Annotated in this window: 11 protein-coding genes and 1 pseudogene; 5 read left to right on the top strand and 7 right to left on the bottom strand. The window is 65.6% G+C overall.

Translation table 11 applies throughout. The features are described 5' to 3' along the window. Positions 1-131: 131 nt before the first annotated feature. The 5 genes from H4V95_RS04785 to galU all read right to left on the bottom strand — a co-directional run bounded on the left by H4V95_RS04785 (position 132) and on the right by galU (position 4676). Positions 132-692, bottom strand: coding sequence for a hypothetical protein (locus tag H4V95_RS04785; RefSeq protein ID WP_209729005.1), 561 nt, complete (start codon positions 690-692; stop codon positions 132-134). 103 nt (positions 693-795) lie between these two features. Then, the gene (locus H4V95_RS04780; protein WP_209729003.1) at positions 796-2076 is read right to left on the bottom strand and encodes a phosphotransferase; all 1281 of its coding nucleotides are present in this window, start codon (positions 2074-2076) and stop codon (positions 796-798) included. Further along, positions 2048-3064 carry a hypothetical protein gene (locus H4V95_RS04775; protein ID WP_209729001.1) on the bottom strand — a complete coding sequence of 339 codons (1017 nt, stop codon included), beginning with the start codon at positions 3062-3064 and terminating at the stop codon, positions 2048-2050. The genes H4V95_RS04780 and H4V95_RS04775 overlap by 29 nt, the downstream gene beginning before the upstream one ends. Positions 3065-3092: 28 nt before the next feature. Further along, complete coding sequence (locus H4V95_RS04770; RefSeq protein ID WP_209728999.1) at positions 3093-3770, bottom strand: GNAT family N-acetyltransferase; 678 nt, start codon at positions 3768-3770, stop codon at positions 3093-3095. A 9-nt stretch (positions 3771-3779) separates the two neighbouring features. After that, complete coding sequence (galU, locus tag H4V95_RS04765; protein WP_209728997.1) at positions 3780-4676, bottom strand: UTP--glucose-1-phosphate uridylyltransferase GalU; 897 nt, start codon at positions 4674-4676, stop codon at positions 3780-3782. A 106-nt stretch (positions 4677-4782) separates the two neighbouring features. Here galU and H4V95_RS04760 point away from each other — a divergent pair, with 106 nt between their 5' ends. The 5 genes and pseudogenes from H4V95_RS04760 (at position 4783) to cpaB (ending at position 9766) form a co-directional block, all read left to right on the top strand. Then, the gene (locus H4V95_RS04760) at positions 4783-5424 is read left to right on the top strand and encodes a 5-formyltetrahydrofolate cyclo-ligase (protein WP_209728995.1); all 642 of its coding nucleotides are present in this window, start codon (positions 4783-4785) and stop codon (positions 5422-5424) included. Positions 5425-5551: 127 nt separating this feature from the next. Next, positions 5552-5899 carry an FmdB family zinc ribbon protein gene (locus H4V95_RS04755; protein WP_196865178.1) on the top strand — a complete coding sequence of 116 codons (348 nt, stop codon included), beginning with the start codon at positions 5552-5554 and terminating at the stop codon, positions 5897-5899. 230 nt (positions 5900-6129) lie between these two features. After that, a pseudogene (locus tag H4V95_RS04750) lies at positions 6130-7396 on the top strand (IS110 family transposase). 381 nt (positions 7397-7777) lie between these two features. After that, positions 7778-8977, top strand: a complete 1200-nt coding sequence (locus tag H4V95_RS04745) for an IS110 family transposase (RefSeq protein ID WP_395939797.1) — start codon at positions 7778-7780, stop codon at positions 8975-8977. A 96-nt stretch (positions 8978-9073) separates the two neighbouring features. Next, positions 9074-9766, top strand: a complete 693-nt coding sequence (gene cpaB, locus H4V95_RS04740; RefSeq protein ID WP_209728993.1) for a Flp pilus assembly protein CpaB — start codon at positions 9074-9076, stop codon at positions 9764-9766. A gap of 71 nt (positions 9767-9837) precedes the next feature. Here cpaB and H4V95_RS04735 read toward each other — a convergent pair whose 3' ends face one another. Together H4V95_RS04735 and guaA are read right to left on the bottom strand one after the other, a co-directional pair. After that, positions 9838-13878, bottom strand: coding sequence for a DUF4011 domain-containing protein (locus H4V95_RS04735; protein WP_196865180.1), 4041 nt, complete (start codon positions 13876-13878; stop codon positions 9838-9840). Between the two features lie 83 nt (positions 13879-13961). After that, entirely contained in the window at positions 13962-15512 is a 1551-nt protein-coding gene (gene guaA / locus H4V95_RS04730) for a glutamine-hydrolyzing GMP synthase (RefSeq protein WP_209731280.1), read from the bottom strand. Positions 15513-15546: the final 34 nt, after the last annotated feature.

Here is a 15546-nt window from a genome sequence, read left to right as displayed (position 1 = left end):
AGGATGGTGTCAACGCGTCCGGGAGGAAGATGGCCGGGCGGGTTGGGATTCCGGAATGCTGGGGGAACACTCCGGAATCCCGCCATAGGGCGTTGGATCCACCCTCTGGGCGGCACCAACGCTCGAATCTGTCAGCCGCCGCTGGAAGCGCTCGGTGCGGACACCCCGCTTGGCGCCGAATAGCCCGAATCCACTGACCCGACCGGCGGTGGGACCGGGGCGGGTGCCGGGACCACTACTGGGGCTGGTGCGGGAGCGGGAGCCGGGGCGGGCGCCGGTGCGGGTGCTGGGGCTGGGGCAGGAGCGGGCGCCGGGGCAGGTGCGGGTGCTGGGGCTGGGGCAGGAGCGGGTGCTGCAGGTGTTACCGCCGACGGAGCACTTGCCGCGGTCGGCGCCGTGGGCTCCGCGCTCCGGGGCTCAGTGGTTGGCGATGGTGTGCGGCTGCCCGCCGAACCGTCGTCGTCACCGACCTGTTCACGGTTCAGGTTGGACTCATTGCGTGAGCCATCGGGACTGTCTGTTCCGCCACTGTTGCTGGCGTCATCAGTGCCGGTGGCGACGTCGTCACTGGACCTGTTGATGCTGGAGCCGAGGTCCCGGGGGTCGTGGGTACTATCGGCGACTGCAACGCCCAGACCGAGGGCCATCACGCTGAGAGAGCCGGTGGCGATCCAGATGTTTCGCTTGTGCACGGTAGGTTTCCTTTCCCGATCGGCGGTGTGGGCCATGTGTACAACAGTGCACGGCGAATGTGAGACGAAGAGGAACTGAAGATGAGAGACCTCTCATCTTCAGTTAGCTGCGGCGGGCCAGGGCCGCGTCGGCCAGCGACTCGGCAATCGTCAGTCGTCTGAGTGCGTCAGCGTGCCAGGCATCAGGGTCGGCCGGTGATGCCCTGTGCTTCGCCCCCGCCACCAGCGTGAGGGCAACGCCAGCCGCACGACCGCGGAGTGCCGAGGGTTCGACGGCGCGATCAAAAGCCGCCAGGAACCGGTCCAAGGCTGCCGGGATGTGGATGTAGCGGCTATCCAGGGAGGGTAGGACCGCCAGGTGACCGATGAAACAGGCGAGGTCGTCCACCAGGTGGCCGGGACCCAGTGCATCAACATCCAGGAGTCCCGAGATGCTATCGCCCGTGACCAAAAGGTTCGCCTCATAGAAATCCCCGTGGGAGGGCACCTTCGGACCGGCGTCGACCGTGGCCACGAGATGGTGCACCTTGTCGGCCAATGCTGTGATCCGCGCCTGCTCCTCCGGCAGGACAGCTGCCGCGCCCATGGCGTAGTCGCGCACGCGCGCAGCCCAGGCGGGGCGCTCCGGTAGCCTCATCGACTCGGGCGGGAGCTTTTGCAGCAGGTCGATGAGGGCGCCCGGCTGCATCGACTGTGCGCCGTCTCTCATCAGCCGTTCGGCCAGGGGCGCCCCAGGAGCTCGATGCATGGCCAGCACGTCCGGTGCTGGCACCTCGATCAGTTCTGGGGCTGGAATTCCGGCCCGGGTGAGCAGGAGGTGGCGTTCAGCGAGACGCCCTGCTTGTCCATGACGCAGGACCTTCAGGTACCGGCGTTCCCCGAGGTACTCGGCGGTCAGGACGGCTCTCCGCAGCGGTCGATAGCTGACGGTTGCCAGTTCAGGCACGGCGCTGTCGGTTTTGCTACCCGTCCGGAGGCCAAAGAGTGCGGCCCCGACCTTCGCCGAGTCACAGGCCCAGGGCAGACCCGGCAGCAGCGGGTCATGGGGATGACGCCACACGGTCAGGGCCAGGCCGTCCGCCCCTGTCAGCTTCACGGTGCCATCCGCTGGGGCGGTCAGGGCTGCCGTACTGATGCAGAGGAATTCGGTGGTCACCCGGTCGTCACTGGCTACGACGTCCACCTGATAGATCCCGGTGGCGCCAGCGCCGGGACGGTGATGGACCTGGACGAGCGACCAAGTGGACGCACGGCAACCAAGCGTCTCCAGCGCGAGTCGGAGGGGTTCGGCCGCACCAACGCCTTCCAGCAGGCGCAGCTGGGCGGTTTCTGCTCCCGGTTCCGGTGAAGGGGCGTTAGGCCCGGCGACGCTGCAGGACGTCATCCAGGTTCAACCTGCCGGTCGGCGGTGCAGTGGTGGCGTTATCAACTGTTGGCTGCTCTGAAATTTCGACGACGGGCGGGACAGCGCCTTGTTTCAGGCTGGTCTTGGCCTGGGCCTTGGGAGCGTCGGGAAGCTCAAGCGGTACCGGCGCCTGCCGTTCGGCTTTGGCGGCTGCAACGTACATGGGCTTGGGTACCTCAACTGGCTCCCAGGTGGCGCCACCCGGGTGGACCGCGGGGGTAGAGCCTGCGGGTGCTGTGGGGCCGGTGGGAGCCGCCTCACCCGCTGCGCCACCATCCGCACCGGAAGCTACCGCAAGCGCCGCCTGGCGCAGCTCGGTAGCGGTCAGGGGCGCCGCCGCAGCCGGCCGATGCTCCTCAGCCACTGAATTCTCTCCGGTAAGGCTGCTGGAGGTTTCGGCGTCGAACAGGCTCGTCTCCCGTCGGGGAGCATGGAGGACCAAGGGGGTGGGCTGGGCTGTCACGGTGGGAGCGTACATTGCCTCGGCAAAGGCCGCGTTGACCCGACGGCGACGGTCTCTAACGGCGAGGAGGCGGAGACCAGCAACCGAAAGCAGGAACAGGAGGAACGCAGCCGAAGGTGCCAGGGCTGGAACAACGGAAAGGATAGCCAAGGGAAGGCAGACAATTGCCGCGAGCAGTGACACTATGCCGACCACTGCGATGGCGGTTCGGGCGGGTCGGATCACGAACCGTTGCTGGCTCGATGCGGATCGCGGGGAGAACCCTGCTGGCCGTTGCTCGGCAGCATCGCTACTGTGACCGGAGCTACTGTGACCGGACATTTCCATAATGCTCCCCTGAGAGACGCTGCTCTCGGCTGTTACGGGTGGGACAAGGGCTGACGGGGCGGCCGTTTCGGCCAGCAGTGCTGGCCTGCGGATACGCAGTACAAAGGGGGCAACCCAGATCAGCCACAGACCAACGATCGCGACAAGCACCACCGAGCTGTTCATAGAGAAGTCCACGTCTAAAACGGTAGGTCGTACACCCTCGTCACGAGTGTATTGATGGCGGTGTGTCGCCTCCGGGTTGGCGAATGCCGCCATCCTGGCCCCGTCGGCGTTGCGACTGCCAGCGGGCTAACAGGCCGCCGGGCACTTCGTCCCCGGTGAGAGCGAAGCTTCGATGGTCCGTCCACTCCCCTGCGATGTGGAGGTAACCCTTACGGAAGCCCTCGTCTCGGAAGCCAAGTTTCTCAACGACCCGAAGGCTGGCCGAGTTCTCGGGGCGGATGTTGATCTCCATCCGGTGCAGTCCGAGGCTCTTGAAGCAGTAGTCGGTCACCAGCGCGACGGCGGTCGGCGCGATCCCCTGCCCCGCACGGTCGCGGTCCACCCAGTAGCCGAGCGTCGCTGTCATCGCCGAACCCCAGACAATGGTCGACACCGTCAGTTGACCGACAATCGCAGGTTGCCTGAGGTGCCCGGTCCGCTCGGTGATCAGGAACGGAAGGCCGGTCGCCGCCCGGGCCTGCTTCCGCAGCGACCGGACCATCTCGGGGTAGCTGGGCAGGTATCCCCCCGGCGCCGGGTTGGATGCCTCCCAGGGCGCGAGCCATTCGGCGTTGCGTTCCCGAACAGCCGACCATTCCTTCCGGTCACGCAGCCGTACCGGCCTCAAGACGAGAGTGTCGGTCTCGAGGGTCACCGGCCAGGCGAACTGCCCGCTCACGGGACTGTGCTAGCCGTTCAGGTTTTGGGTGAAGCTCTTCAACCAGTCCTGGAGGTCCGGTCCCAGATCCTCGCGCTCTGAGGCCAGGGTCACGACTGCCTTGATGTAGCTGAGCTTATCGCCGGTGTCGTAACGACGGCCACGGAACACGACGCCGTATACGCCCGATCCTTCGCCCTCTGCTGAGGCGAGAGTCTGCAAGGCGTCGGTGAGCTGGATTTCGCCGCCCCGGCCTGGGCCGGTGGTTTCCAGGACATCAAAAACGCGTGGGTGCAGGACGTACCGGCCGATGACGGCAAGGTTGGAGGGGGCCTCGTCGATGGCTGGCTTCTCCACCAGTTCGCTGACCCTGACATAGTCCTCGCCGTCAATGGCCGAGATGTCCGCGCACCCGTAGGCGCTGATCTGGTCCGGATCGACCTCGATCAGTGCGATAACTGATCCGCCGGTCTTCTCCTGTACTTCGATCATGGTCTGCAGCAGGACATCGCGCTCGTCGATGAGGTCGTCGCCGAGGAGAACGGCGAACGGCTCTTTGCCGACGTGGAGCTTTGCGCGGAGGACGGCGTGGCCGAGTCCCTTCGGATCCCCCTGCCGGAGATAGTGGATGTCACCCAGCTCGGACGGACGGCGGACGGCGGCCAGCTTCTCATGGTCGCCCTTCGCCTCGAGGGTCTGCTCGATGAAGGGCACCCGGTCGAAGTGGTCCTCGAGCGAACGCTTGTTTCGCCCAGTGATCATCAAGATGTCGGTCATTCCGGCGTTGACTGCCTCTTCGACCACGTACTGGATCGCAGGCTTGTCGACTACTGGAAGCATTTCCTTGGGCATCGCCTTCGTGGCGGGGAGAAACCGCGTGCCAAGTCCCGCAGCGGGGATAACGGCCTTATTCACTCGTGAGGTCATGCCACCACCCTACATAACGACAGTGGCCTTTCTATGCAAGCCTGCAGTCGCCCGGAACCGTCGGGTCCCACAGCTGGGGGTGCGGGACTCGGTAAACTATGCCGATATGGGACCCCAATCGCCTGCAACCGGCAAGGATGCTGCCCGGCAACACTTCCGGGCGGCCCGGCTGGCGATGGCCCCCGAGGAGCGGGCTAAAGCCTCCGCCGGGCTCCGGCAGCAGGTTGAGGGGTGGCTTCTGCCGGGCTCCGACCGTCCCGGTCTGATCGCCGCCTACCTGTCGGTGGACCCAGAGCCAGGGACCCTTGATCTCCTGGCATCGCTGGCCGGGAGTGGCTACGAGGTGGTGGTGCCGATTTGCGAGTCCGCCTACCAGCTTTCCTGGTGCAGCTGGTCGGCGGGAGTCGAACTGCGACGCAGCCCCCGCGCACCCGTGCTGGAGCCGGTGGGGGAACGCCGGCATTTCACCGGGCTGCTCACTGGTGGGCGCTCGGTGTCGCTCCTGCTGGTCCCGGCACTAGCGGTGGACCGCAGCGGCAGCCGGCTCGGCCAGGGCGGCGGCTACTATGACCGGTTTCTCGCGCAACTTCGGGCAGTCGATCCGGCCGTCCCCACCCTCGGGTATGTGTACGACCACGAACTGCTGCCGGCCGGAACGCTGGCTGCCACGCCACTGGACATGCCCCTCGCCGGCGCCTTCACGCCGTCGGCCTGCCACCGCCTGGAGACGCGTCGGGACGCGGTGTAGGCGAGACGTCGCCGCGACATCGTCTGGTCACCGGCAGTGTAGACTTGGCACTCGGACCACTAGAGTGCCAGCCGAATCGGGTTGGTGATCCAGTTCCGGGAATCACGCTCGTCCAGGAGGATTTGCTTTGCCAACCTACGCATACGCCTGCAAAGACTGCGACCATGCCTTCGATATCCATCAGGCCTTTTCTGACAACTCACTCACCGAGTGCCCCGAATGCGAGGGATCGCTGAGGAAGAAGTTCAACAGCGTGGGTGTGGTGTTCAAGGGGTCGGGTTTTTACCGTAACGACTCGCGCGACAGCAAGAAGTCGGTTGACCCGGGAACGAGCAGTAGCAGCCCGTCATCCGGCACCTCCTCCGATCAGTCCTCCCCGGGGTCCGGCGCGGCCAAGACCAGCCCGGGCAAGGATGCTTCGACGACAGTGAAAAAACCTTCGGAGAGCTCCAAAACGACTGCCGCCGCGAGCTAGGCGCGGTTAGCTGGCACGACCCGTCCTCCACCCCCCCCCGTTACCTTTCTTATAGCCCCTAAACGAGCAAGAATCGGGGTTGCTGGCCTGTCGGTCCTGGCATGATTGAGTCCCCCAGTCGAATGTATGATCCGGGGGTGTTGTCACCGGGGTTCGATAGGCGCCAGAGGATCGCTAATGGGGACCGGACCAGCTGCAGACACCATCGTGGTAGGTCGGCCGTAACGTGGATGCCGAGCTCTGGGGCCGCAGGACAGACCAGCACGGTCTCATTGGGTTTCACCTCTGGAGGTAGTAGTGATTAAGGATCACGAACTCGTCGATGTGTTTATCGGCGTCGATGTCGGTAAGTCCAACCACCACGCGGTGGCGTTGGACAGGAACGGCAAGAAACTGCTCGATAAGGCACTGCCGCAAGACGAGGCGAAACTGCGGGCGATCATCGACAGTCTCACCAAGCACGGCACGCTTTTACTCGTCGTGGACCAGCCGGCCACCATCGGTGCACTGCCGGTCGCTGTGGCGCAGGCCGCCGGTATCCTCGTCGGTTACCTGCCGGGCCTGGCGATGCGCCGCATCGCTGACCTGCACCCCGGTGAGGCCAAGACGGATGCCCGAGACGCTTACATCATTGCTGAGGCCGCCCGGAGCATGCCGCACACGCTGCGCTCGATTGCCGTCGCCGATGAACAGGCCGCAGAGCTGTCAATGCTCTGCGGTTTCGACGACGACCTGGCCAAGCAGGCCACCGCCGCCTCGAACCGGATCCGCGGGCTCCTCACGCAGATCCACCCGGCCCTGGAACGGGCCATCGGCCCGCACCTGGACCACCCCGTAATGGCCGAACTGCTGCGGAAATACCCTGCCCCTGAGGCTCTGCGCCGGGCTGGCCAGAGCCGGGTCGCCGCGTTCATGGCCAAGTCCGCGCCGCGGGCCGGCAGGCGCTGGGCAGAAGAGATCTTCACCGCTCTGGGTGAGCAGAGCGTAGTCGTGGCCGGCACTGGCGCCGCCGGCGTCGTGTTGCCCCAACTCGCCGCGCAGCTGACCCAACTACGCACCTCTCGTGCCGAGGTTCTGACCCAGGTTGAAGCCATCGTGGAGGCCCACCCTCTTCACGAACTCCTGACGTCCCTACCGGCGGTCGGCGTCAGGACGGCAGCACGGATCATTACCGAGGTTGCAGGCAAGGAATTCAAGACCGCCGGGCATCTGGGATCCTACGCCGGACTCGCGCCGGTGACGTGGCGATCCGGTACCTCGATCCGAGGAGACCACTCCTCAAAAAAGGGCAACAAGATCCTCAAACGGGCGTTCTTCCTCTCCGCATTCGCGGCCCTGAAAGACCCCGTCTCACGGGCGTACTACGACCGCAAACGAGCCCAAGGCAAACGGCATAATCAGGCCCTGATCGCCCTCGCCAGACGCCGCCGCGATGTACTGTTCGCGATGCTGCGCGACGGAGTGCTATACGAGGCACCCGCAGTCAAAGCCGCCTAAACAACCAGCCCAGCAGCCGGCCGACCACGCGCCACCGGCCACTCCCTCCTGCCCAAAAACCCGGCAAACCCCAATCTCCGAAAACCACCCAACCAGCTTGACAAAAAACATAGGGACACCCCGTTACCTTTTTAGTAGCCCCTTGTTGAGTAAGAATTGGGGTTGCTGGCCTGTCGGTCCTGGCATGATTTTTGCCCCCAGTCGTTGATGATCCGGGGGGTGTTGTCACCAGGTGCCGATAGGTGTCAGGTGATCGCTGATGGGGACAAGACCAGTCGCGTTTTTAGGGCGACAAGTCAGCCGTAACGTGGATGCCGACGCTTGCCACCGCAGGACAGACCAGCACCTTTTTACTGGAGTTCTAAAGGCTGGAGGTTTGCGGTGATCAAGGGTTATGAGAGCGTCGACGTCTTCATCGGAGTCGACGTCGGTAAGAGTGACCACCACGCGGTGGCACTGGATAAGTCAGGTAAGAAGCTCCTCGATAAGACGCTGCCCAATGACGAGGCGAAACTACGCGCAATCATCGGCTCCCTGACCATTCATGGGAACCTGTTGTTGGTCGTGGATCAGCCGGCCACCATCGGCGCGTTACCGGTCGCTGTTGCCCAGTCCGCTGGAATCCTGGTCGGCTACCTGCCCGGCCTCGCCATGCGAAGGATCGCTGACCTGCACCCCGGCGAGGCGAAAACTGACGCCCGCGACGCCTACATCATTGCTGAGGCGGCGCGGACCATGCCGCACACGCTGCGTTCCATTGTCGTGGCCGATGAACAGGGCGCTGAGCTGTCCATGCTCTGTGGTTTCGACGACGATCTGGCCGCCCAGGCCACCGCGACATCCAACCGGATTCGGGGCCTACTGACGCAGATCCACCCCGCGCTGGAACGGGTCATCGGCGGGCATCTGGACCACCGAGCCATGGCCGAGCTATTGCGCAAATACCCGACACCCGCGGCCTTGGCGGCCGCCGGCAGAACTCGGGTGGGCACCTTCTTAACCAAATTCGCTCCACGGGCCGGCAACCGGTGGGCGGAGGAGATTTTCGCCGCCCTGGGTGAACAAACCGTCGTGGTAGCCGGCACCAAAGCCGCCGGGACCGTGCTCCCACAACTGGCCGGGATGCTCCTCGGCCTGCGCGACGCCCGCGCCGAAATCTATGCCCAGGTAGAGGCCCTCGTGGAGGCCCACCCTCTTCACCTCGTCCTGACGTCAACACCGGCGGTCGGCGTGAGGACAGAAGCCCGCATCCTGACCGAAATTGTTGGCAAGGATTTCGCCACCGCCGGCCACCTGGCCTCATACGCCGGACTGGCCCCAGTAACGTGGCGGTCAGGGACATCGATCCGCGGCGACCACCCCTCACGGAAAGGCAACAAGATCCTCAAACGCGCCCTGTTCCTCTCCGCGTTCGCCGCGCTGAAAGACCCGGTATCCAGGACCTACTACGACCGGAAACGCGCCGAAGGCAAACGCCACAATCAGGCCCTCATAGCCCTCGCGCGCCGCCGCACCGACACGCTCTTCGCCATGCTCAGAGACATGACTCTCTACGAGGAAAAACTCCCCAAACCAGCTTGACAAAGAACATAGGGACACCCCCCCCGGGCTGTTGGTCTTGTCCACATTCCGGGTCAATCGTTTCCGTTGGGTGCAGGACCTCCCTAGCGTTGGTGAATGGCCAACGGCAAGAGCCCCTCACGACGTACCGGGTTCCCCCTGGGCGTCCGGAGGCTTGTCTTCCGCCATCGCCGGTTTCTCGCTGCACTATTGTTCTGCCTTGCCGCAGCGGTAATTGTCGAAGCCCTCATTCCGCCGGAGCAATCACTTTCCCGGGTGGTAGCGGCGGCCGAGGATCTTCCAGTGGGCACCGTGCTCACCCCCGCCCACCTCACCACTATCGATCTGCCGCCGGAGGCAATCCCGTTCCGGTCGTTCACCGAGATCCCGGCCGTGGTCGGGGAACAGCTGGCCACTCCCCTGCATCGCGGCAGCGTCCTGGCAGAGACCTTTTTGGTGGGCACCGGGCTACTCACCGGTTCCCCACCGGGATCGGTCGCGGTCCCCCTGCGCCCCGCCGATGAAACCACCGTCCAGTTGCTCTCCCCCGGGCAGCATGTGGATGTGGTTCTCAGCACCGGAAACGGCTTCGAGGTCCCGGCAACTACCAGCGTGCTCGTCCGGGCGGCACCGGTGCTGTGGACATCAGGCTCCTCCGCCGGATCCGCCACCGGATGGCCCAACGCCACGGACGCCGAGGGGCTGGTGGTGATAGCGGCCGATCCATCCGACGCCGCCGCCCTCGCCGGCGCGTCGAGCACAGGAAAGGTTCATCTGGTGCTTACCGGCGCACCTCCGGTAGACCAGTAGAACGGTTCAAGCAATCCTCGTATGCCGCTGAACCGTGCTCACCTCACCCGGGGCCTGGCCCTGAAAGCGCCTCAGTCCCAGTGCGGTGGACGCTGGTCTTTCAGCCACTCCTCGTGCGAATCCTCAGCGTCGCCCCAGGACCTGCCCTCGTCTTCGGCAGCGTGCTTCGGGAGGACACCTCCGGTGGACGCCGCTCCGCTGGCAGGCAGAACGCTGGCCGAAGCACCGTCGTCGGGGGCCCCCTGGGGAGGCCTTTTGACCTGCGTTCGAGCATCCTCGACGATTGCTTCGCTCGTTCGACCCAGCCGTGAAGCGGGACCCGTCACAGGGCGGCGCCCAGCTGCTGGCGTGTCGGGGAGTCCGAGGTAGCTGCTCACCAGGTCTGCGCATCCATTAGGGTCGGTGAAAACTTCGATGGTCCAGAGCGGCATGTACCGCCACCCCATGCGTTCCAGCAGCTGCGGGCGGAGTCTGCTGCGTTCCCTGACGGTCATGGTCCGGTACCGCTCCGTGCCATCCGATTCAATCGCCATCGGCGGAATCTGGGCACTGCTGGCCGGGTCCTTGGACGTGTCCGCGGCGCGGACACTCCCCGTCGCAACAATGTCGAGGACCCCATCGTAGTGGTCAAGGACATGGGCGCCCCGTTCACGGAGCCGGCTCACCAGGTCAGCGACCAGCGGATCCGGGTTCGGTGCCTCATCCGATGACCCTTGTCCGGGTGCTGCGTCGGGTACCCGTTCGCCCAGTTCGCGTTCCAGCAGCCCATAGAAATCAAGGGCACCGTGCTCGAGCCGGTCGGGATCGAGGTCGCTGGGAAGGAAGCAGGTCACCACATGCAGCCGTTGACGTGCCCGGGTCATAGCGGTCACAAACCGCCCCCGGCCGTCCGCTCCGGAGAGCTGGCCAAAGTTGTGGAGCGCCCTGCCGTGCGGGGTCCTGCCGAACCCGAGGGAGAAGATCACGCAGTCGCGCGTGATGCCGGCTGCCCGCTCGACCGGGACCACCCGAAAGGATTCCCGTCCGGGGGCGAAGAAATCGGCAGACCACGGGAGATCGGTCATCCGCTGTCTAATTGCCTGGCCGATGCGGCCGGCGTGGCGGGGGCTGGCGGTGACGACGGCCAGCGAGCTGCTGGGCCGGAGCCGGATGTGCTCAAACACCAGGTCGGCGACGCGCGCCACCTCGGCGTCGACACTCTCCACGCCAGCCTGGTCGGCGCTGGGCATACCCGTGCCGTCCGGCAGATACTCCACCGTGAGCGCGCGACCGGCGCCAGTTATTTCCGAGCCGTGGGGGAGGCGTGAGAGCCTGCCCTCGTAGAAGGTGTCGCTGAGGTAGCTGGTCAGCGCCTTGTCGACACATCGATAGACCACGCTGAGGTCGACCGTCGGGAAGATGGTCGCGAGGGCGGAGGAGGCACTCGTCAGCTGGTTGGCTTCCGGCGTCGCAGCAGCGGTTGACCCAACGCTGAACCCCTGGGGGCCGCCCAGCCGGTCGTCACCGAAGGCGATGACCTGGCGGGCGCGTGCGATCGCCGGGATAGCCGACTGCAGGGAGATCGACTCGGCGTCGAGAATGATCACCGCGTCGAAGGTCTTACCTGCCGGCAGCACCATGGGCAGCATCAGAGGACTCGCGGCCCATACAGGCATGAGCGCTGTCACCAGCTCGTCGTTCTGGGCACTGAGCCCCGGAAGATCCAGGGTGCCGGTGCGCAGCAGATCACGCAGCTTCTGAGATTCGTCAGGCTGCGAGGCAACTGCCGACCGCCACCGTTCCGCCAGGGCAAACCGGAGCCTGCCCGGCCCGGAGGCGATGTGCGCGTTGTCCGCCAAGCGGTAGTCGGCCTCCAACCGCCGGAGACTGCCGCCGTCCGACATGGCCAGGTAGTCGTCGCCGCTGATCATGGCGTCGAGGGCGGACTGCCACCAAGCCAGTTCCAGCTCGGAGCCAACCTGTTCCGGGCCCACCTCGCGGCTCGCCAGGTCGTCGAGAAGGTCGCCCAGGCCGTGCTCACGCATTTCATCCAGCAGCAGGGTGCGTTCCGGCAGGGTCGCGAGAGTCTCTTCGTCCCTGGCCAGTCCGGCCAGTCGGCGACCGAGGTCGTCCAGCGGCATGTCCGCCAGGTCAATGTGGCCAGGCGTGGTGGCGAGCACGCGGTTGAGCTCATCCAGCTGCAGGCTGATTCTCTGGTGGAAGCTGTTGATCTCGGCGAGACCGGTGGGGACCGCGGGGTGCCGTTCGGTGGTCGCGTAACGGGTCCAGCGCGTGCGCTGCTGCTGCACTTCCACCAGCGATGCATGGAGATCCGCGATGTGGACCCCGGGACGCACGTATTCCTTGGCTACCCTGCGGAGCCGTGAGCGGGTCATCGAGCTCATTTCGATGGCCCGTTCGCGGCGCCACGACGACGGCGCGGTGGCCGAGATGAGGTCGGTGACCGGCCGGTCGAAGATGTCCGGCGTGAACTTGTCCAGACTCCCGCGGACCGCTGCGAGGAGGTCCAGCTGCTCGCCCCACTCAGTGAAGGAACCACCGAGCCGGATCTGCGAATAGTCTGCGACCCGCAACACCTTTTCCCGAAGCAGCGGAGTATCCCGTGCCAGCTCAACGGCAAGCTCGTGAGCGCGCTCGGTTTCCTTGCGGTTAAGCAGTTTCGCCCCGAACCAGGGACTATCAACCGCTGACGCGCTGAAGCTGCCCAGTTCGGCAGCCCGGCGAAGCCGCCCGGTGAGTTCGGCGCGGTCAGAGATGCTGTCCATGACGCTACGGAGCAGCCGCACGGTGGTGGCGGGGGCCGGGTTCAGCGCGGTCAGCTCAGCCAGCGACTGCATCGCCTGGTAGGGCGAGCAGCCCCAGCGGCTTCGTACATTGTGCAGAGACTTGACGTGATCCTGCAGCTGATGGCGGTTCTCCACCAGGGTCTGATGCAGGCCAGCAAGTTCGGGCTGGGTAGCCTTCTCATTTCTCACAATGGCGCGGATCAGTTGGTCCTTCAACTGCTGCTCATTGATGTTGGCGTTGAGCTGCAGCACCAGGGACCCGAGGTTGAGCGTGTCGAGTTCCTCCACCAGTTCGTTGAGGGTTCCGCGGCGTTCGGCAACAACCAGAACGCTCTTACCCTGTTCGGTGAGCCCCGCGATAGCGTTCAGCGCCGTCTGGGTCTGTCCTGATCCCGGCGGTGAGGAAACCACCAGCGAGTGTCCCTGGCCGATCTGGTCCAGGACCTCCTGTTGCGTTGAGTCCGCGTCCCGGATGAGCACCTCTTCCGCGGGGTGGCGCTCGTCAACAGGTGTGACCCGGTCGGTGAGATCGGTGGGGCCGGACGACGGCGCGGCCTGGCCATCGCGTGCCGCCTCCATCAGGGCGGCCAGAACCGGGTGTTCGCCCCGGATGGCGGCGTCGTCGGCAAGGTCGCCGAGATCCGCGAACGTAGACACCAGGAGGTGATGCTCGATCGCCATTCCGCGGACACCCTCGGTGACCGCACGGAGACGGTCCAGCACGGGGAGCGGATCGAAACGGGCGGTACCGTAGGCAAGCCGTGCAATGGCCTCGGCGTCGAGTGGAATGCCCTGAACGCCCCGCAGGTGCCGGACCAGTGCCGGGTTCAGCCGTGCGTGCTCGGTCAGTTGCAGCTCGTAGTCGTCCTGGGAGGCGTGAACGGTCAGCGAGACAGCCGTCAACATCACGGGCGCAGTCAACGCTTCAGTCCTGCCGTCGTCGTCAACGCTGCGCCAGGCAGCGGTGCCCGCCGCCAGGTATCCGACGTCGATCCCCCGTTCGGTGCCCAGCTCGTAGATCTTGGCGCGCAACACCTGGGCCGTTTTCATCGCCGCGGCGTACTGCGCCGGGTCACGCAGGAGCGTGGACAGGCGGGTACGACGACCGGCGAGCAGCTGCGCTAGACCGGAGGGGTGTGCGTGGGTGAGATCGATGCTGTTGGTCGAGGCAGGCGAGAAGTGCAGCAGGGTGTCCGTCCCGGCGTGGGCTCCGAGCTGTTGGAGCCACGGCAACAGTGAAGTCCCAGCGGAGTCCCCTGGTTCCTGCACTGACACGGCGGTCTCCTTTTCTACGGTTATTTTCGACGGTCTGGACCAGAGGGGCATGTCTTCCAAGCTATCCGACTAGGGCGCTGCGGCGGGGCCGCAACACCGGGGGCGGGAAAATACCCGTTCCCTTGAGGGAGGGGCTACTCCCATTCGATGGTGCCGGGCGGCTTGCTGGTGATGTCCAGCACCACCCGGTTGACGCCCTCAACCTCGTTGGTGATCCGGTTAGAGATGCGGGCCAGGAGATCGTAGGGAAGCCGTGACCAGTCAGCGGTCATCGCATCCTCGCTGGATACCGGACGCAGCACAATCGGGTGGCCGTAGGTGCGGCCGTCACCCTGAACCCCGACGCTGCGGACGTCGGCGAGCAGGACCACCGGCATCTGCCACACCTCGTTGTCCAGTCCTGCGGCGGTAAGCTCAGCGCGGGCGATAGCGTCGGCGCGGCGGAGCAGGTCCAACCGCTCCTGGGTGACGTCGCCGACAATCCTGATGCCCAGCCCGGGGCCGGGGAACGGCTGACGACCAACAATTTCGGCGGGCAGGCCCAATTGGGCTCCGACTGCCCGGACCTCATCCTTGAACAGCGCCCGGAGGGGCTCGACCAGTTCAAACTGCAGGTCTTCGGGGAGCCCTCCCACGTTGTGGTGGCTCTTGATGTTCGCCGCGCCCTCGCCACCGCCGGATTCTACGACGTCGGGGTAGAGGGTGCCTTGCACGAGGAACCGGATTTTCTCGCCGTGGGCTTGCGCCTGGGCGATGATCGCCCGCTCGGCCTCTTCAAAAGCGCGGATGAATTCACGGCCGATAATCTTGCGCTTGGTTTCCGGGTCGCTGACGCCGGCGAGCGCCTCCAGGAAGCGCCTCTGCTCATTGGCCACGTAGAGGTTGACGCCGGTGGCCGCGACGAAGTCCCGTTCCACCTGCTCGGCTTCCCCTTCGCGGAGCAGCCCGTGGTCCACAAAGACGCAGGTCAACTGATCTCCGACCGCCCGCTGCACCAGGGCGGCAGCGACCGCCGAATCCACGCCGCCGGAGAGCCCGCAGATCACGCGGGCGTCTCCCACCTGCTCGCGGATGCGTTCCACCTGCTCCTCGACGATGTTGCCGGTGGTCCAGTTCGCATCCAGGCGGGCGCCCTTGAAGAGGAAGTTCTCCAGCACCTGCTGCCCATGATCCGAGTGCTTCACCTCGGGGTGCCACTGCACGCCGTAGAGGCGCCGTGACTCGTCCGCAAAGGCGGCAACCGGTGCGCCAGCCGTACTGGCGAGGACCTCGAAGCCATCAGGGGCAGCCTGCACGCTGTCGCCGTGGCTCATCCAGGCGTTCTGGTGCTCGGGGATCCCGTCCAGCAGCGATCCGGTGCTGGACGTCGCGGCGACGTCGGTCGATCCGTACTCGCGGAGGCCGGTCTTCGCAACGGTTCCGCCGAGAGCCGAGGCCATCGCCTGGAAGCCGTAGCAGATTCCCAGGACGGGCACCCCAGCGGTGAACAGCTCCGGGTCAACCCGGGGCGCGCCCTCCGCGTAGACACTCGAGGGTCCACCGGAGAGGATGATCGCGACCGGGTTCTTCGCCAGCAGATCAGCAGTGTTCAGGGTGTGGGGAACCACCTCCGAGTACACATCCGCGTCGCGGACCCGCCGGGCGATCAGCTGGGCGTATTGCGCGCCGTAGTCCACCACCAGCACCGGCCGGTGGCTGGTTTCGCTGGTCCCCTCAGGG

This window comes from Arthrobacter sp. CAN_C5 (genome assembly GCF_017875735.1).
Taxonomy (GTDB): Bacteria; Actinomycetota; Actinomycetes; order Actinomycetales; family Micrococcaceae; genus Arthrobacter_D.
Note: the sequence above shows the minus strand (reverse complement) of the source record. Positions and strands in the feature narration are given on the sequence as shown.